This window comes from Dactylosporangium sp. NPDC005572 (assembly GCF_040605515.1).
Classification (GTDB): Bacteria; Actinomycetota; Actinomycetes; order Mycobacteriales; family Micromonosporaceae; genus Dactylosporangium.
In genome coordinates, this window is the sequence record NZ_JBEXCY010000148.1 from 2,855 (window position 1) to 29,261 (window position 26,407).

23 protein-coding genes and 2 pseudogenes are annotated in these 26,407 nt (G+C 74.2%); 15 read left to right on the top strand and 10 right to left on the bottom strand.

Going from position 1 to position 26,407, the window contains the following annotated elements:
• Positions 1-173 precede the first annotated feature (173 nt).
• The 4 genes from ABZS66_RS43565 to ABZS66_RS43580 all read right to left on the bottom strand — a co-directional run bounded on the left by ABZS66_RS43565 (position 174) and on the right by ABZS66_RS43580 (position 5,061).
• On the bottom strand, positions 174-1,805 hold the full coding sequence (locus ABZS66_RS43565; protein WP_354768526.1) for an MFS transporter: 1,632 nt from the start codon (positions 1,803-1,805) through the stop codon (positions 174-176).
• Positions 1,806-1,900: 95 nt separating this feature from the next.
• Positions 1,901-2,230, bottom strand: a complete 330-nt coding sequence (locus ABZS66_RS43570) for a PadR family transcriptional regulator (RefSeq protein ID WP_354768528.1) — start codon at positions 2,228-2,230, stop codon at positions 1,901-1,903.
• Between the two features lie 55 nt (positions 2,231-2,285).
• A complete protein-coding gene (locus tag ABZS66_RS43575; RefSeq protein ID WP_354768530.1) occupies positions 2,286-3,731 on the bottom strand; it encodes a cellulose binding domain-containing protein in 1,446 nt (481 codons plus the stop codon).
• Positions 3,732-3,801: 70 nt separating this feature from the next.
• Positions 3,802-5,061 (bottom strand): ArgE/DapE family deacylase, encoded by a 1,260-nt coding sequence (locus ABZS66_RS43580; RefSeq protein ID WP_354768532.1) that lies wholly within the window; start codon positions 5,059-5,061, stop codon positions 3,802-3,804.
• 26 nt (positions 5,062-5,087) lie between these two features.
• On the opposite strand from ABZS66_RS43580, the gene ABZS66_RS43585 reads away from it, so the two are divergent.
• Positions 5,088-5,828: an endonuclease/exonuclease/phosphatase family protein gene (locus tag ABZS66_RS43585; RefSeq protein WP_354768566.1), complete on the top strand. Its 741-nt coding sequence runs from the start codon at positions 5,088-5,090 to the stop codon at positions 5,826-5,828.
• Here the strand turns inward: ABZS66_RS43585 and ABZS66_RS43590 are convergent.
• Genes ABZS66_RS43590 through ABZS66_RS43600 form a run of 3 tightly spaced genes read right to left on the bottom strand, consistent with a single transcriptional unit; the run spans position 5,746 to position 7,043 of the window.
• Positions 5,746-6,129: a hypothetical protein gene (locus tag ABZS66_RS43590; RefSeq protein ID WP_354768534.1), complete on the bottom strand. Its 384-nt coding sequence runs from the start codon at positions 6,127-6,129 to the stop codon at positions 5,746-5,748. The two genes, ABZS66_RS43585 and ABZS66_RS43590, sit on opposite strands and share 83 nt — an antisense overlap.
• On the bottom strand, positions 6,126-6,329 hold the full coding sequence (locus ABZS66_RS43595; RefSeq protein WP_190248193.1) for a hypothetical protein: 204 nt from the start codon (positions 6,327-6,329) through the stop codon (positions 6,126-6,128). The genes ABZS66_RS43590 and ABZS66_RS43595 overlap by 4 nt, the downstream gene beginning before the upstream one ends.
• Positions 6,330-6,341: 12 nt before the next feature.
• The gene (locus tag ABZS66_RS43600; RefSeq protein ID WP_354768536.1) at positions 6,342-7,043 is read right to left on the bottom strand and encodes a GGDEF domain-containing protein; all 702 of its coding nucleotides are present in this window, start codon (positions 7,041-7,043) and stop codon (positions 6,342-6,344) included.
• 205 nt (positions 7,044-7,248) lie between these two features.
• Here ABZS66_RS43600 and ABZS66_RS43605 point away from each other — a divergent pair, with 205 nt between their 5' ends.
• The 4 genes and pseudogenes from ABZS66_RS43605 (at position 7,249) to ABZS66_RS43620 (ending at position 9,867) form a co-directional block, all read left to right on the top strand.
• Positions 7,249-7,491, top strand: coding sequence for a DUF397 domain-containing protein (locus ABZS66_RS43605; RefSeq protein ID WP_354768538.1), 243 nt, complete (start codon positions 7,249-7,251; stop codon positions 7,489-7,491).
• 167 nt (positions 7,492-7,658) lie between these two features.
• Positions 7,659-8,492, top strand: a complete 834-nt coding sequence (locus tag ABZS66_RS43610) for a helix-turn-helix transcriptional regulator (RefSeq protein ID WP_354768540.1) — start codon at positions 7,659-7,661, stop codon at positions 8,490-8,492.
• Between the two features lie 9 nt (positions 8,493-8,501).
• Positions 8,502-9,143: pseudogene (locus ABZS66_RS43615) on the top strand (SDR family NAD(P)-dependent oxidoreductase); the annotation flags it as partial.
• Positions 9,144-9,411: 268 nt separating this feature from the next.
• A complete protein-coding gene (locus ABZS66_RS43620; RefSeq protein WP_354768542.1) occupies positions 9,412-9,867 on the top strand; it encodes a DUF1203 domain-containing protein in 456 nt (151 codons plus the stop codon).
• Here ABZS66_RS43620 and ABZS66_RS43625 read toward each other — a convergent pair.
• Positions 9,854-11,953, bottom strand: a complete 2,100-nt coding sequence (locus ABZS66_RS43625; protein WP_354768543.1) for a LuxR family transcriptional regulator — start codon at positions 11,951-11,953, stop codon at positions 9,854-9,856. The two genes, ABZS66_RS43620 and ABZS66_RS43625, sit on opposite strands and share 14 nt — an antisense overlap.
• Before the next feature lie 83 nt (positions 11,954-12,036).
• On the opposite strand from ABZS66_RS43625, the gene ABZS66_RS43630 reads away from it, so the two are divergent.
• The 5 genes from ABZS66_RS43630 to ABZS66_RS43650 all read left to right on the top strand — a co-directional run bounded on the left by ABZS66_RS43630 (position 12,037) and on the right by ABZS66_RS43650 (position 18,066).
• Positions 12,037-13,389: an amidase family protein gene (locus ABZS66_RS43630; protein WP_354768545.1), complete on the top strand. Its 1,353-nt coding sequence runs from the start codon at positions 12,037-12,039 to the stop codon at positions 13,387-13,389.
• 101 nt (positions 13,390-13,490) lie between these two features.
• The gene (locus tag ABZS66_RS43635) at positions 13,491-14,708 is read left to right on the top strand and encodes a hypothetical protein (protein WP_354768568.1); all 1,218 of its coding nucleotides are present in this window, start codon (positions 13,491-13,493) and stop codon (positions 14,706-14,708) included.
• A 185-nt stretch (positions 14,709-14,893) separates the two neighbouring features.
• A complete protein-coding gene (locus ABZS66_RS43640; RefSeq protein WP_354768547.1) occupies positions 14,894-16,270 on the top strand; it encodes an endo-1,4-beta-xylanase in 1,377 nt (458 codons plus the stop codon).
• Between the two features lie 84 nt (positions 16,271-16,354).
• On the top strand, positions 16,355-17,314 hold the full coding sequence (locus ABZS66_RS43645) for an ATP-binding cassette domain-containing protein (RefSeq protein WP_354768549.1): 960 nt from the start codon (positions 16,355-16,357) through the stop codon (positions 17,312-17,314).
• A complete protein-coding gene (locus tag ABZS66_RS43650) occupies positions 17,311-18,066 on the top strand; it encodes an ABC transporter permease (RefSeq protein ID WP_354768551.1) in 756 nt (251 codons plus the stop codon). Before ABZS66_RS43645 ends, ABZS66_RS43650 begins: the two co-directional genes overlap by 4 nt.
• Here the strand turns inward: ABZS66_RS43650 and ABZS66_RS43655 are convergent.
• Both ABZS66_RS43655 and ABZS66_RS43660 read right to left on the bottom strand, forming a co-directional pair.
• Positions 18,048-21,125 carry an AAA family ATPase gene (locus tag ABZS66_RS43655; protein ID WP_354768552.1) on the bottom strand — a complete coding sequence of 1,026 codons (3,078 nt, stop codon included), beginning with the start codon at positions 21,123-21,125 and terminating at the stop codon, positions 18,048-18,050. The two genes, ABZS66_RS43650 and ABZS66_RS43655, sit on opposite strands and share 19 nt — an antisense overlap.
• Positions 21,126-21,229: 104 nt before the next feature.
• Positions 21,230-22,402 (bottom strand): MFS transporter, encoded by a 1,173-nt coding sequence (locus ABZS66_RS43660; protein ID WP_354768554.1) that lies wholly within the window; start codon positions 22,400-22,402, stop codon positions 21,230-21,232.
• Positions 22,403-22,459: 57 nt separating this feature from the next.
• Here ABZS66_RS43660 and ABZS66_RS43665 point away from each other — a divergent pair, with 57 nt between their 5' ends.
• From ABZS66_RS43665 to ABZS66_RS43685, 5 genes and pseudogenes are all read left to right on the top strand, one after another.
• Positions 22,460-23,743 (top strand): NAD(P)/FAD-dependent oxidoreductase, encoded by a 1,284-nt coding sequence (locus ABZS66_RS43665; RefSeq protein ID WP_354768556.1) that lies wholly within the window; start codon positions 22,460-22,462, stop codon positions 23,741-23,743.
• 78 nt (positions 23,744-23,821) lie between these two features.
• Entirely contained in the window at positions 23,822-24,622 is an 801-nt protein-coding gene (locus tag ABZS66_RS43670) for a lytic polysaccharide monooxygenase (RefSeq protein ID WP_354768558.1), read from the top strand.
• Positions 24,619-25,209 (top strand): DUF305 domain-containing protein, encoded by a 591-nt coding sequence (locus ABZS66_RS43675; RefSeq protein ID WP_354768560.1) that lies wholly within the window; start codon positions 24,619-24,621, stop codon positions 25,207-25,209. Before ABZS66_RS43670 ends, ABZS66_RS43675 begins: the two co-directional genes overlap by 4 nt.
• A 290-nt stretch (positions 25,210-25,499) precedes the next feature.
• Positions 25,500-25,748 carry a hypothetical protein gene (locus ABZS66_RS43680; protein WP_354768562.1) on the top strand — a complete coding sequence of 83 codons (249 nt, stop codon included), beginning with the start codon at positions 25,500-25,502 and terminating at the stop codon, positions 25,746-25,748.
• Between the two features lie 129 nt (positions 25,749-25,877).
• Positions 25,878-26,407 (top strand): annotated as a pseudogene (locus ABZS66_RS43685) (hypothetical protein); the annotation flags it as partial.

A 26,407-nucleotide genomic window follows, 5' to 3' on the forward strand; every position in this document is an offset into this window, starting at 1 on the left:
GGGTGCTGCCGTGGCCCTTCATCGTGCGGGCGGCCGGCGGCGTTCCGCCATGGTCATTCATCACGGTGTCGGCCGGCTGGGTGCTGCCGTGGCCCTTCATCGTGCGGGCGGCCGGCGGCGTTCCGCCATGGTCGTTCATCACGGTGGCGGCCGCTGGGCCGGTGGTGCACGGTTCAGGCGGTGGCCGGTTCGGCGTCCGCCGGTCGCAGCGCGCCGGCGCTGACGGCCACGAAGAGCGCGAGGACGACCGGCACGGCGAGCGCCGCCGACAGCGGGACGACCGCCGTGGCGGCGCCGATCAGGACGGGACCGGCGAGGAAACCGGCGTAGCCCATGCTCACGACGCGGGCGAGGGCCTTGCCGGGGTTGGCCGGGTTGCGGGCGGTCGCGGCCGAGAAGACCTGCGGGGCGATGCACGCGAGACCGGCACCCAGGCACGCGAAGCCCGCGACGCCCGCGAAGGGGTGCTCCAGCAGCAGCGCCACGCCGAGCCCGGCCGCGGCGACCAGCGCGCTGGCACGGACCAGACGCACCGGCCCGAGGAGCGCGGTCAGCCGGTCGCCGACGAGGCGGGCGCCGGTCATCGCGACGGCGAACGCCGCATAGCCCGCGGCGGCAAACCCCGCGGTGCCGCCGAGGGTGTCGCGCAGGTAGACCGCGCTCCAGTCAGCCGCCGCACCCTCCCCGACCAGCGCACTGAACGCAAGCACGCCCAGCAGCCAGACCCCGTGCAGCACGCCGCCGCGACCACGTCCGGACAGACGGCCGGCGCCACCAACAAGCGCAGCGCCGGAGCCGCCGCCATCCCCATCAGCGGAGGCGGCAGCGCTCCCGCCGCCACCGCCGGTCGCAGTGCTAGCGGCGCCATTGCCGGAGGCGGCAGCGCTCCCGGCTCCACCGTCGGAGGTCGCAGCGCCCGTTGCTCCACCACCCGAGGCGGCTGCGCTCCCAGCGCCACCACTGGAGACCGCAGCGCTCGCGGGTGCGCTGCCACGGGCTGGGGCAAATCCGTCGGGCGACGCGATCGCGGGTGTGCTGTCGTCGGCTGGGGCGGATCTGTCCGCCGCCGCGCTCGCGGGCCCGTCGCTCGGATCTGGGGCCGCCGGCGTCGAAGATGCCCGTGACGCGTGGGTCGGCGCACTGGTCGGCGCACTGGTCGGCGCATCGGCCGGCGCATCGGTTGGCGACATATCGGCCGGCGCCTCGGCGGGCCGCGCGGTGGTTGTCGTCGGCGGTGGCGTGGGGAGCGGCGCGCGGCGCAGCCAGGTCAGCGACCATGACGCCAGGGCCAGCGTGAGGGCGGCGGTGAGGAGGAAGGTTGCCCGGGCCGACCAGGTGAGGTGGGCGCACAGGCCGCCGAGGGCGGCGCCGGCGAAGCCGCCGATGCTGTAGACCGCGTGGTAGGAGGAGATGATCGGCCGCCCGTAGGCCTGCTGCGTGCGCAGGGCGCCGGCGTTCATGGCGATGTTCAGCACGCCGTGGTTGACGCCGAAGACGAAGAGGGCGACGGTGAGGGAGACGAGGGCGGGGGCGTACGCGGTCGGCAGCAGCAGCACGCCCTCCGCCAGCGCGGTGGGTGCGGCGACCCGCAACGGGCCGAAGCGGTCGACCAGACGGCCGGCGAGTTGCTGGCCGGTGATGGCGCCGGCGGCCAGCCCGAGGAGGGCGATGCTGAGGGTGCCGTCTGTGAGCGCCGCCGCGTCCTTGACCGCCGGCACCCGGGCGGTCCAGACGCCGAGCGCCATGCCGAAGAGGAGGAAGAGCAGGCTGCCCGCGAACCGGGCGCGGCGAAGATCGGCGGGCACACCGCACCGTACCCCGATCCCCCCACAGCCGCCGTCCGCGACCGCCTCCGCCCGCGGGAGGTCCTGGTCCGGCGGGAGGTGTCGCCGCACGGGTGCTAGGCGGCGGGGACCTGGCGTAGGCGGCGGTCCGCGGCGGCTGCGTTGCGGTGCAGGCGGTCCGTCTCCGCGGTCAGTAGGTCGCGGCCCTGGGTTGTCAGGCGGTAGTAGCGGCGCAGGCGTGACGCCACCACCTCCTCGCGGTCCACCTCGATCAGGCCGTCCACGCGGAGTCGGTCGAGGATGCCGTACAGCGTGCCGGCCTGCAACCGCACGCGGTTCTCCGAGATGCGCCGCACGTCCTCCAGGACGCTGTAGCCGTGCTGGGGCTGGGCGGCGAGCGCGGTCAGGACCAGGAACGTCGGTTCGCGTAACGGTAAGCCAGTCATACCCATCACTATATAAAGACCATCGATATATACAATCAACCGATCGGCCAGCGACTCACGGGGTCACCGCGATGTTCGTCAGGCCGGTTGTCGCCCGGGACACCGTGTTCGAGGCGTACACCACGTTGAGGTTGCCGGCGCACTTCGACGTCGACGTCACGTTGATCGCGTAGCGGCCCACGCCGCCCAGGTCGGAGACGTTGTCGCGCCACACGTTGCCGCAGCCCCAGCCGGCGACCGGGTTGTGCGTCTCGTAGCCGTTGGCGAACGTGCCCGGCGGTACGAACGTCCCCCTGTTGCCCTGGATCAGGTAGCCGGTGCCCTTTACGTCGACCCACGAGTCGGCCGAGTTCTGGCCCGAGATCCCGGTGCCGTCGAACGTGTTGCCCCGGATCAGGCCGTTCGACGTGCCCTCCTTGACGTCGATGTGCTCGGCCGAGACGTACGGGCCGATCCGGTTGTCGAGCACCTCCACCCGGTCGGAGCGGTCCATGCCGCCCACGTTGCCGTGGCAGTCCCAGTTGGAGTTGGCCGACCCGATGTACACGCCCTCGCCGTACGCCGGCTGCGCGGTCCCCGTGTACTCCACGACCGAGTTGCGGATCACACCGTCCGAAGAGGACCGTCTGAAGTGGACACCCTCGTCGCCGATGTGGTGCACGTACAGGCCGTCGATCGTGACGTGCGGCGAGTTGTCGACCACCACGCCCTTTTTGGCGTTGGCGACGGTGAACCCGGTCAGCCGCCAGTATGCCGCGTTCGCGATCCAGATGCCGTACCCCGGGTCCCAGCCGGGCGTCGGCACCGGGCATGACGGCCCCGAGCCGGCCGGCGCCGGGTTCGTGACGACGGCGGTGCGCGGGCCGGTGACGGTGATCGGGGCCGCGCCCGTGGCGACGGCGGTGCCGATGAAGGAGCCGTCGTAGGTGCCCGGCGCCAGCCGGATCGTCTGCCCGGGCCGGGCGGCGGCCATCGCGCTGGAGAGCTGCGCGGCCGTCGAGACGTCCACGATCGTTCCGGAAGGAGGAGGTGTACTGGGAGCAGGCGTCGACGGCGGGGGAGTGGGCGAGGCAGCGGGCGAGGCAGAAGGCGAGGCGGACGGCGCCGGACCTCCCGCGCACGGCGCGCCGTTGAGCAGGCAGTTCACCGGGGTGCCGAGACCCGCCACGTTGAACCCGAACGACGTCGAAGCACCCGCCGCGACCGACCCGTTCCACGAGGCGTTGGCGAACCGGTAGTGCTGCCCGCTCCCGCTCCGGACCGAGTCCCACGAGCTGCTGACGGACGACCCGGCCGGCAGGTCGAACTCGACCACCCAGCCGTTCGCGGCGGCGTCCCCGCGATTGACGATCGTGAACGCCCCGCCGTACCCGCTGTTCCACACCGAGGACTGGGTGAAGGTCGCGGTCAGGGCCGCGGACGCGGCCTGGGCGAGCGGCGCGACCAGCACGATCGCGGCGCCGGCGACGACGGTGAGCAGCAGCGAGCGAGGGATGCGCATCGACCAGCCTCTTCCGCGGTGAGCGTCCGTAGGCTGATTAGTAAACAGTCTTTACAGCAGCGGGTCAACCCTACGCATCGACCGAGCCATCGACCGGGGCATCCGCGGTGGCCATCCGCACCAGCGTCTCCGCGCAGGTGAAGACCTGCGGGAGCGACACCTTCTCGTCCGGGCAGTGCCCGTAGCCGACGCCCGGCCCGTACTGCACCGTGGGAATCCCGGCCGCGGTGAGCAGCCGCAGGTCCGACCCGTACGGCGCGCCGACCACGGCGGGCGCCGGCCCGTCGTGCGCGGCCTGCACCCGGCGGACCAGGTCGGTGCCCGAGGGGCAGCGGCCGGAGGCGAACTGCCCGCCCCACCACTCGACGGTGACCGGGTGCTCCTTCAGCCACGGGTCCCCGGCGCACGCCTCGGCGACCGTGCGCTCGAATACGGCCCGCGCCTCCTCGACCGGCTCGTCGAGCGCGACGCCGAAGCGCCCCTCGGCGACCAGCAGGTCGGGGACGGTCGAGGCCCAGTCGCCGGCCCGGACCGTGCCGATCTCCAGCGGGTAGGCCACGTCCCAGCGGTGCATCATCGGGTCGACCTCGCGGTTGCGGGCCGCCTCCAGCGCGCGCAGCACCGGGAAGATCAGCTGGAACTTCTCCACCGCGCTGACCCCGCTGGTCCGGGCGCACGCGTGCGCGGCCAGGCCGGGCACCCGCAGCCGGAACGTCAGCGCCCCGCCGTTGGCGGCCAGCACGTCGAGGGCGGTCGGCTCGGTGATCACGCAGGCGTCGGCCCGCCAGCCGCGGGCCAGGGCCGCGTACGTGCCCAGGCCGCCGTCCTCCTCGCCGACCACCGCGGCGAGCAGCACGTCACCCCGCGGGCGGGTGCCGCTGCGGTGCAGGGCCAGCAGCGCCGACAGCGCCGCGACGAACCCGCCCTTCATGTCGCACGCGCCGCGGCCCCAGGCGTGGTCGTCGCGGACGTCACCGGAGTAGGGGTCGGCGGACCAGGTGGTGCGCTCTCCCGGCGGTACCACATCCAGATGTCCGTTGAACATCAGCGACCGCGCATCCGCGTCCGTGCCCGGCAGCCGCGCGACCAGTCCCCACGCCTCGTCGCGGTCGACCTCCATGCCGGGGAAGTCCGGGCGGGCGGCCAGCTCGGCGACCGGGATCGGCCACAGGTCGACCTCGACGCCCTCGGCTTGCAGGAGGCGGGCCACGTGGTGGACGATCTCACTTTCCGCAGGGGTGCCCCCCACACTGGGTATCCGGATCAGGTCGGCGAGCGTGGCGACCGTTTCGTCACGGGCGTCGTGCAGGGCGGTGAGAGCGTGGTTCACGTGGGCAGCGTATGTCGTTGACGTTCATGACGTACAACATCCGCAACGGGGCGAAGGGCCGCCTCGACGCGGTCGCGGGCGTGATCGCGGAGGCGGCGCCCGACATCGTGGCGGTGCAGGAGCTGCGGGGCGCCCCCGATCTCGGCGCGGCGACCGGCATGCGCCGGCACGTGGCCCGGCCGACCGGCGGCCAGCCCGTCGGGCTGCTCGTCGCGCGGCACCTGCGCGTGCTGGCGGCCGGCTCGGTGCCCCGGCCGTTCTTCCACGCCGCGGCCTGGGTGCGGGTGGCGACCCCGAGCGGGCCGCTGACCGTGGTGAGCGCCCACCTGTTCCCCCTGTGGGGCCGGGTGCGGCTGCGGGAGGCGCGCTGGCTGGCCGGGTTCCTGCGCGGCCGGCCGGAGGCGGTCCTGTTGGGCGACCTCAACTCGCTGGACCCCTGGACGGATCACAGCGTGCAGCTGGCGACGCTGCCCCCGCAGTACCGCAGCAGGCATCTGCGCCGGATCGGCCGCGGGGTCGACACGCGGGCGATGGCGCTCCTGGCCCGGCGGGGATTCGTGGACGTGTACCGCAGGTGCGGCACCGGCCAGGCGTGGACCGTCCCGACGACGAGGGGCGGCGGCGCCGAGTTCACCGAGCTGCGCCTCGACTACATCATGGCGACGCCGGCGGCGGCCGCCCGCTTCACCGAGTGCCGCGTCGTGACCGGCGGGGCGGCGGAGTCCGCGTCGGACCACTACCCGCTGGTGGCGCGGGGAGCGTGGTGACCGCGGCCTCGTTCGCCGGCCGGCGGTGCCCGCCGAGCGGCGGGTTCGCGACCCAGCGGATCACCGGCCCCTGACCGGGCGCCGGCAGCCAGCCCAGGAACCGGCCCCACAGCTGCTCGGCCCCGAGCTGGCGCAGGTCCTCGGCGGCGTCGGCCACCCGCAGCGCCATCATGGTGCGCAGCTCGGCGTGGCTCTCGCCGTACTCGGCGAGCAGTTGGTGCCGCTTCGCCGCGCACGGCCACGGGTCGCCACATCCCGTGCACAGCCAGGTCGGCCGGCCCGGGATGTGTGCGACATTCACCCCAGGCTCCCCGGGCGCGCGAGCTCGAGGCGGCGCAGGGCGTACACCAGCACCGAGTTGCGCGCGCTGACGTACTGGTCGCACGGCCACGGCCGGTGGCAGTCGCGGCACTGCTCGCCGCGCTTGAGCTTGTTGGCCAGCCAGGACCGGGGGCGGGGCTGGTGGCGGCGGCGCTGTCGGACGAGCTCTTTGAGGTCCATGTCGCGTTCCCTTTAGGACGCCGGGGTCGGGCGGGTGGTGTCCTTCTCGGCCGTTTGCCGGGGCCGGCCGAGGCGGATGGTCGTGTGGACGAGGTGCTGGTGGGACAGGAGCGGGCGGCGTCGTGCGCTCTTGGTCCGGTACATCGCCGCGTCGGCCCGGTGCACCGCGTCGGCCAGGTGCGCGAAGGGCTCGACGGGGACGAGCCCGACCGATGCGCTGACGGTCACGGTCTGACCGGCCAGCCGCAGCGGAGCCGACAGGGCCTCGCTGAGGCGGGCGGCCTGCTCCTCGGGCGTGCCGTGACTGGCGATCAGGCCGGCGAACTCGTCGCCGCCCAGCCGGGCGACCAGGCCCGGCTGATCGCCGGTCAGAGCGCAGACGGACAACCGCTGGGCGATGGTGACGAGCACCTCGTCGCCGGCGGAGTGCCCGTAGGCGTCGTTGATCTCCTTGAAGCCGTCGACGTCGAGGACGACCGCGACCAGTGGGTGCCGGCTCGGGTCGGTGACGAGGGCGGCACCGCGCTGGTAGAAGGCCCGCCGGTTGGGCAGGCCGGTCAGCGCGTCGTGGTCGGCGGCGTGCCGCTGGACGTCGAGCTCGGCCCGGAGGCGGGCGGCCTCCCGCTCGGCGCCGCGCGCGCGCACGTACATACAGAGACTCGCGCACGCCCCTGCCGCCGCGGCCGCGCCGGCCAGGAAGGCGAGGGGATCCATGCGCGCGTCCCTTCTTCGATCGCAGGTGGGGAAGAGCCTCGATCATTTGGGGGCAGATGTCTGGTTTTGATCACGAATTGTGAGCGTCTCCTGACATCCGCACATGCGCTAGCATGCGCGTTGTCGGCTGCAGACGCAAGAGCCGATGCACGTGCAGACGCCGATTCCTCGGTGAACTTTCCTTCAATGGATCAGAGAGACATCCATGGAACAGACGTACAACGGCATGCCGGCCACCGCCCTGACCGGCGTGACCTGGCAGAAGAGCCGTCGCAGCAACCCCAGCGGCAGCTGTGTCGAACTGGGCCGCCTGCCCGACGGCTCCGGGTTCGCCATGCGCAACTCGCGCGATCCCCTCGGACCCGCCCTGATCTACACATATGCCGAGATCGAGGCCTTCGTCGGCGGCGCCCGTGACGGCGACTTCGACAATCTGTTAGCTGAGTAAGGGATACGCAGAGAGATCAGTAAGGCGGGTACGTAGGCCCACTCCCGCTTACTGTCCGGTCATGGCATGCTTACTCCGGCCGTCCGCGGCTGTTGACTTTCCGGAGGCGGTAGGTGACGACCGGTACACCTGAAGGAGGCGCGTCCGGAGGCCCCACGGTCCTCCGGATGTTGCTGGGCGCACACCTGCGCCGGCTGCGCGAGGCGCAGGGGGTGAGCCGCGAGGACGCCGGCTGGGAGATCCGCTCGTCGGAGTCGAAGATCAGCCGGATGGAGCTGGGGCGCGTCGGGTTCAAGGAGCGCGACGTCGCCGACCTGCTCACGCTGTACGGGATGGATGACCAGGCCGAGCGGGAGCGCCTGCTCGCGCTGGCCCGCGACGCCAACAACCCCGGCTGGTGGCACCGCTTCGGCGACGTCCTGCCCAACTGGTTCCAGTCGTACCTGGGCCTGGAGGCCGCCGCCGCACTCATCCGCAACTACGAGGTCCAGTTCGTGCCGGGCCTGCTGCAGACCCGCGACTACGCCCGCTCCGTCGTGCTGCTCGGCCACGGCCGGGCCAAGCCCGAGGAGATCGAGCGCCGCGTCGAGTTACGCATGCAGCGCCAGCAGATCCTCAGGCGCGAGACGCAGCCGGCCCGCCTCTGGGTGGTCGTCGACGAGGCCGCGCTGCGCCGCCCGATCGGCGGCCTGAGCGTGATGCGCGCCCAGGTCGAGGCCCTGCTGGAGGCCAACACCCTGCCCAACGTGCGGTTACAGGTGATCCCGTTCCAGGCCGGCGGCCACGCCGCGGCCGGCGGCGCCTTCACGATCCTGCGCTTCCCCGACGAGGACCTGCCCGACGTCGTCTACATCGAGCAGCTCACCAGCGCGCTGTACCTCGACAAGCGCGACGACGTCGACCTGTACGCCGAGGCTATGGAGCGGCTCTGCGTCGAGGCGCGCCCGCCGACCGACACCTCCCGCGTGCTGGAGGAGATCCGCAAGGACCTCGACGCGTAGGTTTGCCGTATGGCAGATCGTTTGGACGGCACCGTCGCGCTCGTCACGGGCGCATCCAGTGGCATCGGTTCGGCGGCGGCGCTCGCGCTCGCCGCGCAGGGCGCCGCGGTGGCCCTCGTCGCCCGCCGCGCCGACCGGCTTCGCGAGATCGCCGAGCAGATCACCGGGTCCGGCGGCCGGGCCGTCGTCGTCGAGGCCGACGTCGCCGACGAGGCCCAGGCCCGCGCCGCGGTCCAGCGCACGGTCGACGAGCTGGGCCGCCTCGACACGCTCGTCAACAACGCCGGCGTCATGCTGCTCGGCCCCGTCGCCGACGCGCCGGTGCAGGAGTGGCAGCGCATGGTCTCCGTCAACGTGATGGGGCTGCTGTACTGCGCCCACGCCGCACTGCCACACCTGCTCGCGGCCGCCTCGGACGGCCCCCGCCGGGTCGCCGACCTGGTGAACATCAGCTCCGTGGCCGGCCGCGTGGCCCGCAACGGCAGCGGCGTCTACAACGCGACCAAGCACGCCGTCGGCGCGTTCAGCGAGGCGCTGCGCCAGGAGGTGACCGGCCGCTTCGTGCGCGTCTCGCTCGTCGAGCCGGGCGGCACCGCGACCGAGCTGGCCGAGCACAACCGCCCGGAGATCCTCGACTCGATCCGCCAGCGCTTCGCGAACGTCCAGCGGCTGGAGGCGGCGGACATCGCCGACAACATCGCGTACATCGTGACCCGCCCGCGCCACGTCGCGATCAACGAGATCCTCGTGCGCCCCACCCCACGGAGCAGGTCGCCTGACCCCCGCCCCGGTGCCGTTCCGCACCTGGATGACGCGCTGCACTCCGTCAACGGTAGGTCCGCGCGCGGGCGCAGTTCCGGCGAACGCGACGGCCGATTCCCGCCAGCCACCCGCGCGGCGCGGCGGCAGACTCGACGCCATGTTCACCGTTCACGGGCTCGACCCGAAGGCCCTCGACAGCGCCCGCCGCACCGGGCTCGACGTGTCCGGCAACCCCGTGCAGCCCGCGATCGCGGCGGGCGGCGAGCCGGTGCGCTGCTGCCTGCGCGACGCCGTCGCCGGGGAGGCGCTGATCCTGTTCGGCTACGAGCCGGTGCTGCCCGGCGGTACCCCATATCGCGAGATCGGCGCCGTCTTCGCCCACGCCGAACCCTGCGCCGGGCCGGCCGGCGGCTACCCCGCGCAGTGGCGCGGCCGCAAGCAGGTGCTGCGCGCCTACGACGAGCGCGGCTGGATCCACCCGGCGACCCGCGTCCACGACGGTACCGACCCGGAGGGCGTCGTCGAGGCGGTGCTCGCCGAGCCGGGCGTGGTGCGCGCCGACAGCCGCAACGTCGCGTACGGCTGCTACATGTTCACCGTCACCAGGGCGTGAGCAGCCGGGCGGTCAGCTCGGTGCGGTTCGAGAGCCCGAGCTTGGCCAGGATGTGCCGCACGTGGCTCTCCACCGTGCGCTCGCTGAGCACCAGCCGCGCCGCGATCTCCCGGTTGCTCAGCGCCTCGGCGACGAGCGCGGCCACCTCCCGCTCCCGGCCGGTGAGCGGGTCCACAGTGGACGCCCGCGCGGCCGGGCCGGGCAGGTCGAGCCGGCGGGCGTCGGCGGCGGCGCGGGCCGCGAGGGCTGCGTCGCCGGTGAGCGCGGCCAGGTCGAGCCGGGTGTGGGCCAGCCACGGCCCGGCGTCCAGCCGGGTGTTGACCTCGACGGCGGTGCGCAGCAGCGCGACGGCCTCGTCGTCCCGCCCGAGCAGCGCCGCGAGCCGCCCGGCCGGCCGCGCCGCGGCACCTCCGCCGAACGTGTCCGCGCCGCCCGGCAGCCCGCCCGCCGCCGTCCACGGCAGCCACTGCGGGTAGGCCCACGCGGCCGCCTCGGCGTCGCCGAACGCCAGCGCCAGCTCGGTGAGGAACTGCAGCATCCCCAGCCGGCGCAGGCCCGGCGGCGGGTCGCGCAGCAGGTGCCGCAGCCGCTCGTATCTCGCCCGCGCCTCGCCCGCCGCCCCGTCGACGAGGTGGTGCAGCGCGGCGACGGCGTCGGCGAGCGGCAGCCGCGGCCCGTCGTCCAGCCGCGCGGCCCAGCCGGCGCGCAGCTCGCCGCGGTCGCCGCGGACCAGCCCGAGCAGGACCGCGAACAGGTCGGTCACGGCGGCGGCGAGCCGGTCGCCGGTGCGCCCGGCGGCCTCGTGCGCCTCCTCGTTCAGCGCCCGCGCCGCGCCCCATCGGCCGGCGAGCGCCTCCCGCGCCGCTGCGGCCCGCCGCGCATGCCAGTCGGCGACCGGCAGCCGGGCCGCCTCGGCCAGGTCCCGCAGGCGTGCGAGCCCGTCGTCCACGCCGCGGAGATTTCCCATGTGGTACTGCGAGTCGACGCGCCACAGCTCCCCCCGCACCGCCTCGAGGAGCCGCCCCGTGCGCAGCCCGGCGTCGACCGTGACCCCGGCGAGCCGCAGCCGCTCGGCGGGGTCGTCGAGCAGCCACATCCGCGCGCGTACCGCGTCGGCGAGCGCCCCGTCGTCGCCGCCGTCCTCGGCGGCCCGCAGCGCCTCGGCGCTCTCCGCCTCGGTGACCCGGTCGGCGTCGGCGTGCAGCGCGGCCCGCCGGGCCAGCAGCCGCACCCGGTCGCCCGGCCCGGCGCCGGCCAGGGCCCGCTCGCACAGCAGCGCCGCCCGCACGGCCACGTCCGCGTCCCCGGTGCCGCGGATCACGAGCGCCGCCGCCGCGAGGAGGTCGGCCCGCCCGGCGGCGGTCGCCAGCTCGGCGGCGACCAGGCAGTGCTCGGAGGCCCGCCGCGGGCGCCCGGCCCGGTACTCGGCCCGGGCCAGCTCGACCACCAGCGCGGCCCGCTCCGCGTCTCCGCTGTCGCCGGCGTGGTCGAGCGCGCCGAGGCACCGCTCGAACAGCCGCGCCGCGTCGTCGAACGCCCCGTCGCGCAGCGCCTGCCGGGCCGCGCCGGCCAGCAGCGGGACGCTGTCGAGCCCGGCCGTCTCGGCGACGGTGAGCGGCCCGAGCGCGAGCCGGACCACCCCGAGCGCCCGGCCGAGCTCGTCCTCCGCTCGCGCGAACGCTTCGGGGTGCCGCACCGGCGCGCCGCTGCGCACGGTGACCACGACGACCGCCCCGGGTTGTGCGCCCGCGAGGTGCCGGACCACGGCCAGCGAGCCGTCGTCGGCGTCCTGGAGGTCCTCGACGATCACCACCTGCCCGGCGCACCCCGCGATCAGGTCCGCGATGGCGACGGCCCCCGCGAACCCCGTCTCCGCCGGCGCGGTACACCCGAGCGCGGCCAGCACCCGCAGCCACGGCCACATCGGCGGCGCGTCGTCGTCGGGCGGGCACCGCACCCGCAGCGCCTCCGGGAACGCCTCGCGCAGCAGCCGGGTCTTGCCGACGCCGGCCGGCCCGGACAGGACGACCAGGCCGTGTGCGAGCTGCCTGAGCCGCGCGAGCTCGGCGGTGCGGCCGGCGAACATGCCCCCATCCTGCCAAAGGTCAGTGCCGGGGATCAGTGCTGGCGCTCATGCGGTACACCCGCCGCCGGATGAGGCTCGAAGGCATGGAACTCCACGAGTATGCGCGGCTGGACGGGGTCGCGATCGCGGCGCTCGTCCGCGCCGGTGAGGTGTCGGCGGCCGAGGTTGAGCGGGTCGCGCTGCTGGCCGTCGAGGCCGCGGACCGGCGGGTGAACGGGCTGGCCGGCCCGCTGTTCAGGGTTCCCGGCGACCCGCGCGGCCCGTTCTTCGGCGTACCGTTCCTCGTCAAGGACGTGCCGATGGCCGCGGGGATACCGTTCGGCGTCGGCTCGCGGGCGGTGCCGCCCTTCGTCGTCGCCGAGCACGACACCGAGGTGATGGCGCGGTTCCGCTGGGCCGGCCTGCTGACGCTCGGCCGCACGACGATGCCCGAGCTGGGGTTGAGCTTCGCGACCGAGCCGCGGCGGCACGGCCCGGCCCGCAACCCGTACGACCCGGCGCGCGGCGCGGGCGGCTCCAGCGGCGGCGCGGCGGCGCTGGTCGCGGCGGGGGCGGTACCGATCGCGCACGCCAACGACGGCGCCGGCTCGATCCGCGTACCGGCGTCGTGCTGCGGCCTGGTCGGCCTGAAGCCGAGCGCGGGCCGGCTGCCGGGGTCGCCGCACCTGGGGGAGTTCGCGCTGACCCGCACGGTCCGCGACACGGTGCGCTTGTTCGAGGCGCTGTACGGCCCGGCATTCCCCACCGGCACCGACCTCTCCGCGTTCGGTCGGTCGCCCGACCGGGCGCTCCGCGCCGGGATCACCACCGTCGCCTGGTCCGGAGTGCCCGTCCACCCGGAGGTCGCCGCCGCCACCGAGCGCGCCGGCAAGCTGCTCGAGCGCCTCGGCCTCGTAGTGGAGCCGGCCGCGCCCCGCCTCGACTGGGACGACGTCCGGATCGCCATGCGCGGCGACCTCGCCGCCAACGTCGCGCCGATGCTCGCCGCACCCCGGCCGCCCGACCCGGCGAAGCTCGAGGCCGTGACCCGCGCGGTCATCGCCGGGGTCCACACCATGAGCGCGCTCGACCTCCTCAGCGCAGCAGCGGCGGCGGAGCGGGTGGCCCGGGGCGTGTGGGGCTTCTTCGCGGAGTACGACCTGCTCCTCACCCCGACCCTCGCCCAGCTGCCGGCAGAGCACGGGACCCTGGACTACGACGACCCACGGCACACCGTCGACGGCTGGCTCGACGTGATGCTGACGTACGGCCCGTTCACCACGGTGTTCAACCTCTCCGGGCAGCCCGCCGTCAGCCTGCCGCTCGGGCGGAGCGAGGGCGGGCTGCCCATCGGCGTGCAGGTCGTGGCCGCGCACGGGCGTGAGGATCACCTGCTCGCGCTGGCGGCCATGCTCGAATCAGACTTTGCCGACCTGGAACATAGGGAAACGCATTGACGGCCATGGTAGGCGCATGATCTGATCCCGGTCTCGGAAGAATTTTCACATTCGATGGGATCGAGGAGACCGCCGTGTCCGTGTTCCGTCGTGCCGCGCTCGTGGTGACCCTGGTCGCCGCCGGCGCAGTGGTCGCGTCCGCGTCACCCGCCAGTGCCGCGCTGCCGACCGCCGCCGTCGCCCTCGGCGACAGCTTCATCAGTGGTGAGGGGGCCGGCAGCTACCAGCCGGTCGCCGACCTGAACGGTGTCGCCCAGGGCTTCCCGGGCTGGTCGGCGCCGAACACCAACGCATTCTTCTGCCACCGCTCCGCCAACGCCTCGATCAACCAGGCCGCGCTGCCCGGCATCCAGGCCCGCTTCAACCTGGCCTGCTCCGGCGGCCGGCCGTACGACATCGCCAACGCCTCGTCCGGCCGCGACAAGGGCCGCCAGGTCAAGGCGCAGCTCGACCAGCTGCGGGCCGTCGCCCAGACGCACGACATCGATCTGGTACTGGTGGGGCTGGGCTCCAACAACAGCTCCTTCACGTTCGGCGACGTGGCGGAGAAGTGCGCCAACCGCTTCATCGCCGACGCGTGGACCGGCTGGTGGGAGTTCTGGGCGTACCTCAACGGCCCGGTCGAGCAGGCCCCCTGCACCGCCGGCGACCTCGCCACCGCCGCCCAGCTGACGGCGGCGACCAACGAGACGATCGCCGCGGCGCGGCAGCTGCTCACCACGCTCGACCAGATCGACGCCGACGGCCAGCACCGGGTGGTCTTCCAGGACTACACCAACCCGCTGCCCTTCGACCTCGACCCGACCTACTGGGAGGAGGACGGCCGCGCCGACGACCGGGACAAGTTCCGCGCCCTGGGCGCCGAGCGGTACGCGGCCGGCTGCCCGATCCACCGGGCCAGCCTGTCGGCCGGTCACCTGTTCTCGCAGGGCCTCGGCACGCTCGTGCAGAGCACCCGCAACACCCTCGCCGCCGAGTTCCCGAACGACGACCTGGTCTTCCTCGACGTGCAGCGCGCGTTCGACGGCGCCCGGCTGTGCGAGAAGGCCGGCAGCCCGGCGAATGCCCTGGCCACCCCGATCCGCCTGCAGGACGGGGCGAGCGGGGTCTTCGTGACCAGCCTCGACGGCAAGGACAAGATCGCCATCCAGCGGATCGCGAACACCTGCGTCACGTACTTCCAGACCTGCCAGGAGTCGTGGCACCCGACCGCGGCCGGCCACACCGTGCTCGGCAAGTGCCTGGCCGGCGCCGCCACCACCGCGGCGCGGGCCGTGACCTGCACCCGCCAGCCTGATGGAACCATCGTGACGACCTGATCGTCCCAATGCCTTCAGGCGACCGTCCCATGCGGCCGCCACGCTCGGTCACGCTCTGTTGCCGCCCCTGGACTCTGCCGGGTCCAGGGGCGTCCACATGGAACTTTCGCGGGCCGCCCCTGCACAAGCACAGCGCACTGTCGAAGCGCTTGACTGGCCGGAAGCCCGCACCACCATTGAGCCTCATGAATCGACGCTGGCTCATCGGTGCCGTCACCGTCGCCGGGCTCGTGACCGCCACCATGGCGGTCAACCTCGTCCAGGCCGGGGCAGCCACCCAGACCCTGCACCAGCTTGCCGCCGCCAAGGGCAAGTACTTCGGCTCCGCCACCGACAACGGCGAGCTCAGCGACACCGCGTACACCGCCGTTCTGGGCGGCGGCGAGTTCGGCCAGACCACGCCGGGCAACTCGATGAAATGGGACGCGACCGAGCCGACCCGCGGCACGTTCTCGTTCACGCGCGGCGACGCGATCGTCAGCTTCGCCCAGGCGCACAACATGACCGTCCGCGGGCACACCCTCGTCTGGCACAGCCAGCTGCCCTCGTGGGTCGGCTCGCTGCCGGCGGCCGAGGTACAGCCGGCGATGGTCAACCACATCACCCAGGTCGCGACCCACTTCAAGGGCAAGGTCGTCGCCTGGGACGTGGTCAACGAGCCGTTCAACGAGGACGGCACGTACCGCGCGACCCCGTTCTACAACGCGATGGGCAGCGCGTACATCGCCACCGCGCTGCGGGCCGCCCGCGCCGCCGACCCCGACGCCAAGCTGTACGTCAACGACTACAACACCGACGGGCTGGGCGCGAAGTCCGACGCCATGTACAACCTGGTCAAGCAGCTGAAGGCGGACGGCGTGCCGATCGACGGGGTGGGCTTCCAGGCGCACCTCGCCATCCAGTACGGCTTCCCCTCCCAGATGCAGCAGAACCTGCAGCGCTTCGCCGACCTCGGCGTCGACGTGGCGATCACCGAGCTCGACGTCCGCATGGTGCTGCCCCGCGACGCCACCAAGGACGCCACGCAGGCGACGTACTACAGCAACGTGGTGAAGGCCTGCGTGGCGGTCACCCGCTGCGTCGGCGTGACGATCTGGGACTACACCGACAAGTACTCCTGGGTGCCGTCGGTCTTCTCCGGCCAGGGCGCCGCGCTGCCGTGGGACGAGAACCTCCAGAAGAAGCCCACGGCGTACAACGCGATCGTCACCGCCCTGGGCGGGACGGTGGAGAGCCCGTCGGCGTCGCCGTCGAGCAGCACGAGCAGCAGTCCGCCGCCCGCCGGCGCCTGCACGGCCACCTACCGCATCGTCAACTCGTGGCCGGGCGGCTTCCAGGGCGAGGTCGTCGTGGCCAACCCGGCCGGGCGCACCGGCTGGACCGTCACCTGGACGTTCGCCAACGGGCAGCAGGTGAGCCAGCTGTGGAACGGCACGGTCAGCCAGTCCGGCGCCACGGTGACCGTCCGCAACGCGGCCTGGAACGGCACCGGCACGGTCACGTTCGGCTTTCTCGCCTCGTGGAACGGGACCAACACCGCACCCGTGCCGACCTGCGCCTGATGCCATGACGCCGGGGAGCCACCGACACGGCCGTGTCGGTGGCTTGTCGGTGGCGTGTCGGCGGGCCGCCGCAGGCTCAGGGGCATGACCACAGACCTGATGGTGGAGGCCGAGGGCCTCGTCAAGCGCTTCGGGGAGACGAGGGCCCTGCAGGGCGTCGACCTCGCCATCCCCCGCGGCACCGTCCACGGCGTGCTCGGTCCCAACGGGGCCGGGAAGACCACGGCGGTCCGCATCCTCTCCACGCTGCTGCGGCCCGACGGCGGGTCGGCGCGCATCGCCGGGCACGACGTCGTCCGCGACGCTCAGCGGGTCCGGGCCGCGATCGGGCTCACCGGCCAGTACGCGTCCGTGGACGAGGATCTCACCGGGCGGCAGAACCTGGTGCTCTTCGGCGTGCTGCTCGACCTGAGCCGGCGGGCCGCCCGGGAACGGGCCGCCGAGCTGCTGGAGTGGTTCGACCTGACGGCCGCCGCGGACCGGCCGGCGAAGACCTACTCCGGGGGGATGCGGCGCCGGCTCGACCTGGCCGCCGGCCTCGTCGGACGGCCCGACGTGATCTTCCTCGACGAGCCGACGACCGGGCTCGACCCGGCCAAGCGCGAGGACATGTGGGACGTCGTGCGCACGCTCGTGCGCGACGGGTCGACCGTGCTGCTGACCACGCAGTACCTCGAAGAAGCCGAGGCCCTCGCCGACGCCATCACCGTCATCGACCACGGCCGGGTCATCGCCCACGACACCCCCGAGCAGCTCAAGCGGCGGGTCGGCGGCCAGACCCTGGAGGTCCGCCCGGCCGACCCGGCCCACCTGCCGCAGACCGCGGCGATCCTGTCCGCGGTGTCGGCCGGCGGGCCCGCCGAGGAGATCCGCAAGGGCGTCGTCGCCGTGCCGGTCCGCGACGGCAGCGCCCTCGACGAGGCCGTCGGCAAGCTCGGCGCCGCCGGTGTCGAGGTGGTCGAGCTGTCCCTGCACCTGCCGAGCCTCGACGAGGTCTTCCTGACCCTCACCGGCCACCACGCGAACGAGGAGGTGGCGGCATGAGGATCCTCCGGCACTCACTGGAGCTCACCCGCCGCAGCCTCATCAAGACCTGGCGCACGCCCGAGGCCCTCATCGACGTCACGCTGCAGCCCGGCCTGTTCATGGTCATCTTCGTCTACGTGTTCGGCGGGGCGGTGGCCGGCTCCACCCACGAGTACCTCCAGTTCCTCATGCCCGGCATCATCGTGCAGACGATCGCCATGGGCGCCATCTCGATCGGCGTGAACCTCAACAGCGACCTGGAGAAGGGCATCTTCGACCGCTTCCGGTCGCTGCCGATCGCCCGCTCGGCGCCGCTCATCGGCGCGGTGCTCGGCGACGTCGTGCGGTACGTCGTCGTCCTCGCCTCGACGTTCGCCTTCGCCTACCTGATGGGCTTCCGGATCGGTACCGACCCGCTGCGCACGCTCGCCGGCTGCCTGCTCGGCGTGCTGTTCGGGCTCTGCGTCAGCTGGGCGCTGGTGTTCATCGGCATGATCGTGCGGACGTCCGGCTCGGTGCAGGGCATCGGCTTCCTCGTCATGCTGCCGCTGTCGTTCGCGTCCAGCGTGTTCGTCGACCCGCGGACGCTGCCGTCGTGGCTGCGCGGGTTCGTGGACGTGAACCCGCTCACCCACCTGGCCGGGGCGATGCGCGGGCTGTTCCTCGGTACCCCGCTCGGCTCGCACGTCTGGTGGACGCTCGGCTGGTGCGCGGCGCTCGTAGCGGTCTTCATGCCGCTGGCGCTGGCCGCCTACCGCCGCAAGGTCTGAAGTACCTCGTCCATCACCACGCGGATCCGCTCCACGACCTCCGCGGCCGGGCGGGACTGCCAGGCGGAGCGCACCGGCTCACGGCTCTCCTCGGTACCGAGGGCGGCCGTGAGCCGGTCGCCCTGGTCGCCGTGGAACAGCTGGACGACGTTGGCGCCGAGTCGCAGCCCGAGCACCCACAGCTCCCGGGTGTGCGCGCCGGTCCGGTACGCGTCGAGCATCGCGCCGCCGATCGCCCAGGCGCCGAGCACCGGCATGTCCTGCGAGGCGAGCGCCTCGTCGCGGGCGGCGCGCAGCAGCTCGGCGGCGCGGGCGTCGTCGTCCATCCGCAGGTGCAGGATCGCGACCGCGACCCGGAAGACGACCAGGATCTGCGGGAACACGGCCGGCGAGTCCTCCGCGAGCCGCAGCGCCTCGGCGGCGTGCGCGAGCGCCTCGGGGTACACCTGGCGCCGCCAGGCCAGCTGCGCAAGTGCCAGGCGCGCCTGGGCGGCGTCGGGGCGGTCGCGGTCGGTGGACTCGGCGGCCTCGGCCAGCCGGTGCGCCGCCTCGGCGTCGCCGTCGAGCGCGAGCTGGAAGTCGAGCAGCACCCGGATCGAGCCGACGTCCTGGGCCGCCCCGATCAGCTCCATGTGCCGGGCGCTGCGCCGCAGCCAGTCGCCCGCGCCCCACTCGACCCGGGTGCCGATCGCCTGCGCGGACATGCCCATGCCCCAGTGCTCGCCGACCGCCTCGAACAGCTCGTACGCGCGCACGGCGTCTTCGGCGGCCGCGTCGAGCCGCCCCGCGTTCTCGTGCGCGGCCGACCGCCAGAAGTAGCCGAAGCCCTGCACGTACGGGTCGGCGTCGGCGGCCATCTCGTCCGCGATGCGCAGGCTGGCCGGCGCGTCGGGTGAGCTGAGCGCCGGCATCGCCGCCGCCAGTGCCGCCACCCGGTGCGACACCCCGCCGGTGATCCGCCGCAGCGCCCGGCGGGTCAGCGCGTACAGCCGGTAGTCGTCGCCGATGAACCCGTTGAGCCCGGCGAGCACGCACACCCACGCCAGCCGGTCCGGGTCGGCCTCGTGCAGCCGGGACCGCCGCCGCGCGACCGGGTCGTCCCCGCGGAACAGCCGGCGCGCCCACAGGGCCACCTCCGGGTGCAGGCCGCGCACGGTCCACAGGTGGAACAGCGCCGCCGCGACGTCGACCGCCGCCCGGTCGTCGCCGTGCTCGACGGCCCACCGCAGGGCGGCGACGAGGTTCTCCTGATCCTCGGCGCAGGCGGTGTACCCCTGCAGCTGCCCCGGCCCCACGAAGTCGGCCGCGAGCGCCGCCGCCCGGGCCGCGGCCCAGCGGGTCAGCCCCGCCATCGCCGGCTCCCGGTCACCCCGGTCGGCCAGCCGCGTCTCGCCGTACTCGCGGACCGTTTCGAGCATGCGGTACCGCGGGTGCCCGTCCTCGCCGGCCGCGATCGTCAGCAGCGACTGCTCGACCAGCGCGGCCAGCCCGCGCCGGCTGTCCCGCCCGGCGACGCCCGCCGCGGCCACCGCGGTGAACGGCGCCGGGATGACCGCGAGCCGCTCCAGCAGCTCCTGGTCCTCGGGCGCGAGCAGCTCCCGGCTCCAGTCCACGAGCGCCCACAGGCTGGCGTGCCGGTCGGGCAGCCCGCGCAGCGCGTCGTCGAGCAGCGCGAACCGGTCGCCGAGCCCGCCGAGCACGTCCTCGATCGGCATGTGCCGCAGCCGGGCCGCGGCGAGCTCCAGCGCGAGCGGCAGGTTGTCGAGCCGGTGGCAGAGCTCCAGCGCCGCGTCCGGCGGGATCGCGAGCGCGGCCCCGCCGGCCCGCGCCCGGGTCTCCAGCAGCTCCAGCGCGGCGGCGTCGGGGAGCGCCCGGAGGCGGTACACGACCTCCTCGGGCAGCCCGAGCGGCGCCCGGCTGGTGGCCAGCACCGCCAGCTCACCCCCCGCCGCGGCGAGCACCTCGGCGGCGAGGGCGGCGGCACCGTCGAGCAGGTGCTCACAGTTGTCGAGCACGAGAACCCCATCCAGCTCCCGTACCGCGGACAGCAGCCGCTGCCGCGCGGGTGCGGCCCACGCCTCGGCCCGCTCGGGGTCGGCCGCACCGGTGGCGGCGAGCACCGCGGGCAGGATCTCGGCGGGGGTGCGCAGCCCCGCGAGCTCGACCGCGTACACGGCCCGCCCGTCCGCGGCCGCGACGGCGGCGGCGAGGCTGGTCTTCCCCGCCCCGCCGGCGGCCACGACGGTCACGAGCGGTGCGCTCCGCAGCGCGTCGGCGACGGCGGCCACGTCGCCGTCCCGCCCGACGAGCTTCGCCGCCCCGCGCCGCCAGACCCGCCGCCGCTGTGCTTGCGGCGGCTTCGGCTTCGGTTTCAGTGACAGCTCACCCCGCAGCAGCGCGAGATGCGCGGCCGCGACGACGGGCGACAGGTCGGCCCCGTACCGCTCGGCCAGCTCGCCCCGCAGCCGCTCCACGAGTTCGAGCGCCTCGGCGTCCCGCCCCTGCGCGGCGAGGATGCGGATGAGGAGCGCGGCGGAGGGCTCGTGCGGCGGCGCCAGCCCGGCGAGCCGGCGCAGGTCCCGCTCGTCGGCCGGCGCTGCGCCGGACTGGATCGCGACCTCGGCCCGCAGCCCGGCGACGTCGGCGAGCAGCCGCGCGACCCCGTCGTCACCCAGGTCCGGCGCCTCGGGGAACTCGGCGCGCGCCGCGTCCCCGGCCTGCCGGGCGCCGGCGCCGTCCCCGTCCTTCAGGGCTCGCCGTCCCAGGTCGACCAGGTCCCGGACCCGGTCGGCGTCGACGTCGACGGCATCGGCCGGCAGCCGGTACCCACCGGGCACGGCCGCGACGGGCAGCCCGAGCCGCCGGACCCGCGCCACGAGCGCCTGCACGGCACCGGTCGCGTCGTCGGGCGGACTCCCGTCCCAGACGGCGTCGACGAGCGCCGCGACGGAGACGGCCCGCCCGCGCGCCCCGACGAGCTCCCGCACCACCACGGCCAGCCGCTCCCCGCGCACGGCCTTCCCGTCGACCGCGAGCTCCCCGAGCGTGGTGATACGCACGCCGCCCAGCATTCCTCACCCGCCCAACGGCCGGCGACCTGCACCCCGCTCGCGGCCGTCTCGCCTGCGGTCCGTGCGGCCGTTCTCCGCGATCCGGGCCGGCCTCAGGTCGTGGCTCGGGCCACCGGGCGGACCCAGGGGACCGCCAGCAGGATGACCAGCGGGGAGAGGGCGAAGCCGGCCCAGCGGGGGCCCGCCGCGTCCACGATCACGCCGTCCACTGCCGCGCCCAGCGCCGCGCCCACCGAGAACGCCGTCGCCACCCACGCGAACGCCTCCGCGGCCGTGCCCTGCGGGGCCACCCGGTCGACCGTCAGGAACGTCGCCGCCAGGAACGGCGGGAGGCAGACGCCGCACAGCGCGGCCAGCGGGATCATCCACGCCGCCGACGCCGGGGTCAGCAGCAGCGGGACGTAGAGCAGGCCCAGCAGCGCCGCCAGCAGCGGGAGGCGGCGGCCGTCCACCCGGAGGCGGGTGTTGGCCAGGCCGCCCGCGAACGCGCCCGCCGCCTGGGCGGCGAGGATCCAGCTGGTCAGAAGGCTGGCTGGAGCCTGGCCGCCGGACTGCTCGGTGTAGTCGAGCACCGCCACCGGGAGGCTGCCGACGCCCGCGCCCACCAGGACCACCGCCACCAGCAGCAGACCCAGATGGGGGGAGCGCAGCGCGCCCGCCCAGTGGCGTTCGGCCGCCACGCCGCGCCAGCGGCGCACCGCCGGTGTCGTCACGAACCACACCGTGCCCAGCAGTTGCAGCAGGGCCGTCACGTACACGCCCGCCGAAGGGCCGCCGAGCGCCACCGAGGCGCCGGCGATCAGCGGGCCGAAGACGAAGATGAGCTCCTGGACCGCGATGTCCAGGGTGTACGCCGTGGGGACCTGGCGCTCGTCCAGCAAGTCGCGCCACAGGACGCGCAGGCCGGCCTCGAACGGCGGGGCGCCCAGGCCGGCCAGCAGGGCCGCGAGCAGCGACGCCCACAGCGGGACGCCCTGCGCGAGGAGGACGAAACCGGCCGTGGACACGGCGGCGCCGGCCAGCATGACGGGGGGCTGGCGGAAGCGGTCGGCCACGCGGGCCAGGACCGGGCCGCCGATCGCCAGGCCCGCCGTGTACACGCCGACGAGCAGGCCGGCGGCGGCGATCGACAGGGTCTCGCGGGCGTACAGCAGCAGGGCCACGGGCGCCGCGCCGAGCGGGATGCGGCCGACGGTGCTGGCCGCGAGGACCCGCGCGACCTGGGCGGCGCGCAGGACCGTGCGGAGGGGGCTGTTGGGGGCCATGGAGTCGATCATCCTGGTCGCCGCGTGATCGGCGGCAGGCCGGGTACGGGCGGGGGCATGCAGAAGCCTCGTATCGTGATCGTCGGCGCCGGGTTCGCCGGCTTCCACGCGGCCCGGCGGCTGGTCCGCATGTCCCGCGGCCACGCCGAGATCGTGCTGGTCAACCCGGCCGACTACTTCCTCTACCTGCCGCTGCTGCCGGAGGTCGCGGCCGGCATCCTGGAGCCGCGCCGGGTGACCGTGTCACTGCCGAAGACGCTGCCCTCGGTACACCTGATGCTGGGTGAGGCCGAGAAGATCGATCCCGACGGGCGCTCCGTGCTGTGGCGGGACGTGGAGGGCGAGCAGCACGAGGTCGGGTACGACCGGCTGATCCTCACGGCCGGGAGCGTGAACAAGCTGCTGCCGATCCCCGGCGTGGCCGAGCACGCGCACGGGTTCCGCGGGGTGCCGGAGGCCCTGTACCTGCGCGACCACCTCGTCCGGCAGGTCGAGCTGGCCGCGGCCGCCACCGACCCGCAGGAGCGGGCGGCCCGGCTGACGTTCGTGGTCGTCGGGGCCGGCTACACGGGTACCGAGGTCGCCGCCCACGGCCAGCTGGCCACCCGCGAGCTGCTGCAGCACCAGCCGGCGCTGGCCGGCGAGCCGGCCCGGTGGCTGCTGCTGGACACCGCGCCGCGGGTGCTGCCGGAGCTGTCGAGCCGGATGTCGCGCACCGCCGACCGGGTGCTGCGGGAGCGCGGCGTCGAGGTGCTCATGGGCTGCTCGGTGGCCGAGGCGATGCACGACTGCGTGCGGCTCACCGACGGGCAGTCGATCCCCACCCGAACGCTCGTGTGGTGCGTCGGGGTGCGGCCCGACCCGCTCGTCGACGGGATGGGGCTGCCGACCGAGCGTGGGCGGCTGTGCGTCGACGAGTACCTCAACGTGCCCGGCCACCCCGACATGTTCGCGGCCGGCGACGCGGCGGCGGTGCCCGACCTGACCCGGCCCGGGAAGCTGACGCCGATGACCGCCCAGCACGCGGTGCGGCAGGGCGACCTGGTGGCCCGCAACGTGGCGGCGACGTTCGGGGTCGGGCGGCGGCGCCGGTACAAGCACCATGACCTCGGCTTCGTGGTCGACCTCGGCGGCCGGGAGGCGGCGGCCAACCCGCTGCACGTGCCGCTGTCCGGGCCGGTCGCCAAGGCGGTGACCCGCGGCTATCACCTGCTCCAGCTGCCGGGCAACCGCACGAGGGTGATCGCCGACTGGGCGCTCGACGCGGTGCAGGGCCATCCGGCCGTCGAGCTGGGCCTCGTGCGCTCGCCCCAGGTACCGCTGGAAACGGTGGATGCTTAACAGCGCCGTAAATACGCTTCAGACGAACTTGCAAATCGGCAGAGGGCTCGTTAAGCGCCCCTCCGATAGCTTTCGGGAATGCGTAAAACGGTGCTCTACCCGCTGGTCGCGCTGGGTGCGGCGGCCGGCAGCCTGGTGTTCGCCGGGCCGGCCTCGGCGCACGGATACGTTTCCTCGCCGCCCAGCCGGCAGGCGCTGTGCGCGCAGGGAAAGGTCGCCGGCTGCGGCCCCATTCAATACGAGCCGCAGAGTGTCGAGGGCCCGAAAGGGCTGAAGAGCTGCAACGCCGAGCTGTCGCAGTTCGCGGTGCTGAACGACGACAGCCGGAACTGGCCGGCGACACAGGTCGGCACGTCGGTGACGTTCAACTGGGTGCTCACCGCGCGGCACGCGACGAGCACGTGGGAGTACTTCATCGGCAACACCCGGGTCGCGCAGTTCAACGACGGCGGGAAGCAGCCGAACGCCACCGTCTCGCACCAGGTGAGCCTGGCCGGGTACGCCGGGCGGCAGAAGATCCTGGCGGTGTGGAACATCGCGGACACGGCGAACGCGTTCTACAACTGCGTCGACGTGCAGATCGGGTCCGGTGGCGGCACGACGCCGACGCCGACCGCCACTGCGACGAAGACCGCGTCCCCGAAGCCGACCGCGACGAAGTCACCGACCAAGTCACCGACCGGGGCCCCGACGACGACCGCGGCACCGACGTCCGCCAGGCCGACCCAGGCGACCGGCACCGCGTGGGCGGCCGGCACCACCTACAAGGTCGGTGACGTCGTGACCTACGACGGCCGCAGGTACCAGTGCCGGCAGGCCCACACGGCGATCTACACCTGGGAGCCGATCTACACGCTCGCCCTGTGGCTGCCGGTATGAGACGCCTGCTGGTCATCGTGCTCGCCCTCGCCCTGAGCGGGTGCGGGCAGGTCGCCAAGTCGCCCACCGGGACGTCGGAGCTGGCCGCCGGCCCGGCCGGCATCCCGGTCACCGCGGACGGGCCGCACAACGACGCCGACGTGATGTTCCTGCAGATGATGATCAGCCACCAGAAGCAGGGCCTGGAGATGATCAGGCTGGGCTGCACGAAGGCGGTCCGCGAGGAGGTCGTCAACCTGGCCGGCGCGATCGACGTCGTGGAGGCCGAGGAGGTCGAGATGATGCAGCGCTGGCTGACCGGCTGGAACGTCCCGGTCACCGGCGCCACCGACCCGGGCATCCACGCGTCGCACGGCGGCCGGCCCGCGACCGGCCCGGAGGAGATCAAGGCGCTGCAGGACGCGACCGGCGCGGACTTCGAGACGAAGTTCCTCAACCTGCTCATCGCCCACCAGCACAACGCGGTCGAGATGGCCCAGCAGCTCGGCGGCGCCGGGCAGAACGCGGCGGTCAAGGACTACGCGAAGCGGGTCGAGCTGTCCCGGACGCAGCAGATCAAGCAGATGCTGACGCTCGTCGGCGCCTGAGCGATGTTCGAGCGGGCCGGACGGTGGGCATGAGTCCTTCGTCCGGCCTTTCGCTCTGGAGGTACCGCCGATGTCGACCACCGCCGGTGAGGCCATGAGCCGCTGCCCCGTCTGCGGCGCCCGCGTCCACGTCAACGCGGGCTCACCGACCCCGCCCCACCAGCCCGACGGCGCGGCCCAGGGCGCCGACCAATGCCCCGGATCGGGCCAACCGTCCAGATAGGGTGATCCTGCGGTTTCACCCGTTTCCTGCCGACGTCCCGGCGCGCCGCCCCGGCACGATCATCGGCATGTTGCACCTGGATCCCGACAGCGTTCTGGTGAAGACGGCGGCCGAACTGCAGGTCCGCCACCTCGAACGCGACGCGGACGACCCGAGCCGCTGCGCGGCCTGCGGCGCCCCGCTCCCGTGCCCCACCGAAGCCGCCGCCGCCCTGGTCTGCCGGGCGGGCGGCCTCTGGCTGGAGGGCGACACGCTCGTCGACGCCCTCGAACCGCCGACCCAGCTCCTGGCCATCCTGCCCGCGCCGGTCGGCTGACGCAGAGCATTCCTCCGCCCGGGGCCCGCTGGCGCGCCGACCGCCACCACCCCGGGCCGCCCGGGTAGGCCGCAACCATCGGCCTACCCGGGCCGAGCTCCGCCGCTCCACGGTGTAGAAATCAACATCATGGACGCCAAACGCGCGCAGGGGATCGGGTTCGCCGCCGTCATGGGGGCCGTCGCCGGTGCGGCGCTCACCGCGCACCGCGGGCCGCGCGGCGCGCTCAAGGGCGCGCTCCTCGGCGCCGGCGCCCTCGCCGTCATCGACGGCACCGCCCACGCGCTGCAGCGGCCGAACGAGATCCCCGCCGTGTGGGCGCGCATCGCGGCCAGCGGAGCGCTCGCCGCGCCCGCCGGGTGGGTGGCCGGCAAGGCCGGCGCCAGCCCGCTCGCGGTCGCCGTCGCCGGCGGCGCCGTCGCCGGGGCCATGGGGGTGCGGCCGCAGAAGGTGGCGCTCGGGCCCGTCGTCGGGCTCGCCGTCGGCGCCGCCATGCGGAGGCAGACGCCCGCGCAGGCGGCCGCGGCCAGCGTGGTCGCGTTCCGGACCGTGTCGCAGCTGGTGTTCCGCGACCCGCAGGTGTCACTGCTGGCCGAGCGGGTGCCGGCCGAGCAGCTGCCGTTCGTGGTACCCCTGGAGGCCCGCACGCGATACGTCGG

Excerpts from the sequence above, each read along its gene's own strand:
- ABZS66_RS43650 (WP_354768551.1), top strand. The coding sequence starts at position 17,311 with ATGAGGATCCTCCGGCACTCACTGGAGCTCACCCGCCGCAGCCTCATC.
- ABZS66_RS43575 (WP_354768530.1), bottom strand. The coding sequence starts at position 3,731 with ATGCGCATCCCTCGCTCGCTGCTGCTCACCGTCGTCGCCGGCGCCGCG.
- ABZS66_RS43570 (WP_354768528.1), bottom strand. The coding sequence starts at position 2,230 with ATGACTGGCTTACCGTTACGCGAACCGACGTTCCTGGTCCTGACCGCG.
- ABZS66_RS43675 (WP_354768560.1), top strand. The coding sequence starts at position 24,619 with ATGAGACGCCTGCTGGTCATCGTGCTCGCCCTCGCCCTGAGCGGGTGC.
- ABZS66_RS43670 (WP_354768558.1), top strand. The coding sequence starts at position 23,822 with ATGCGTAAAACGGTGCTCTACCCGCTGGTCGCGCTGGGTGCGGCGGCC.
- ABZS66_RS43630 (WP_354768545.1), top strand. The coding sequence starts at position 12,037 with ATGGAACTCCACGAGTATGCGCGGCTGGACGGGGTCGCGATCGCGGCG.
- ABZS66_RS43620 (WP_354768542.1), top strand. The coding sequence starts at position 9,412 with ATGTTCACCGTTCACGGGCTCGACCCGAAGGCCCTCGACAGCGCCCGC.
- ABZS66_RS43625 (WP_354768543.1), bottom strand. The coding sequence starts at position 11,953 with ATGTTCGCCGGCCGCACCGCCGAGCTCGCGCGGCTCAGGCAGCTCGCA.
- ABZS66_RS43665 (WP_354768556.1), top strand. The coding sequence starts at position 22,460 with ATGCAGAAGCCTCGTATCGTGATCGTCGGCGCCGGGTTCGCCGGCTTC.
- ABZS66_RS43610 (WP_354768540.1), top strand. The coding sequence starts at position 7,659 with ATGTTGCTGGGCGCACACCTGCGCCGGCTGCGCGAGGCGCAGGGGGTG.
- ABZS66_RS43600 (WP_354768536.1), bottom strand. The coding sequence starts at position 7,043 with ATGGATCCCCTCGCCTTCCTGGCCGGCGCGGCCGCGGCGGCAGGGGCG.
- ABZS66_RS43680 (WP_354768562.1), top strand. The coding sequence starts at position 25,500 with ATGTTGCACCTGGATCCCGACAGCGTTCTGGTGAAGACGGCGGCCGAA.
- ABZS66_RS43585 (WP_354768566.1), top strand. The coding sequence starts at position 5,088 with ATGACGTACAACATCCGCAACGGGGCGAAGGGCCGCCTCGACGCGGTC.
- ABZS66_RS43660 (WP_354768554.1), bottom strand. The coding sequence starts at position 22,402 with ATGGCCCCCAACAGCCCCCTCCGCACGGTCCTGCGCGCCGCCCAGGTC.
- ABZS66_RS43595 (WP_190248193.1), bottom strand. The coding sequence starts at position 6,329 with ATGGACCTCAAAGAGCTCGTCCGACAGCGCCGCCGCCACCAGCCCCGC.
- ABZS66_RS43640 (WP_354768547.1), top strand. The coding sequence starts at position 14,894 with ATGAATCGACGCTGGCTCATCGGTGCCGTCACCGTCGCCGGGCTCGTG.
- ABZS66_RS43605 (WP_354768538.1), top strand. The coding sequence starts at position 7,249 with ATGGAACAGACGTACAACGGCATGCCGGCCACCGCCCTGACCGGCGTG.
- ABZS66_RS43645 (WP_354768549.1), top strand. The coding sequence starts at position 16,355 with ATGACCACAGACCTGATGGTGGAGGCCGAGGGCCTCGTCAAGCGCTTC.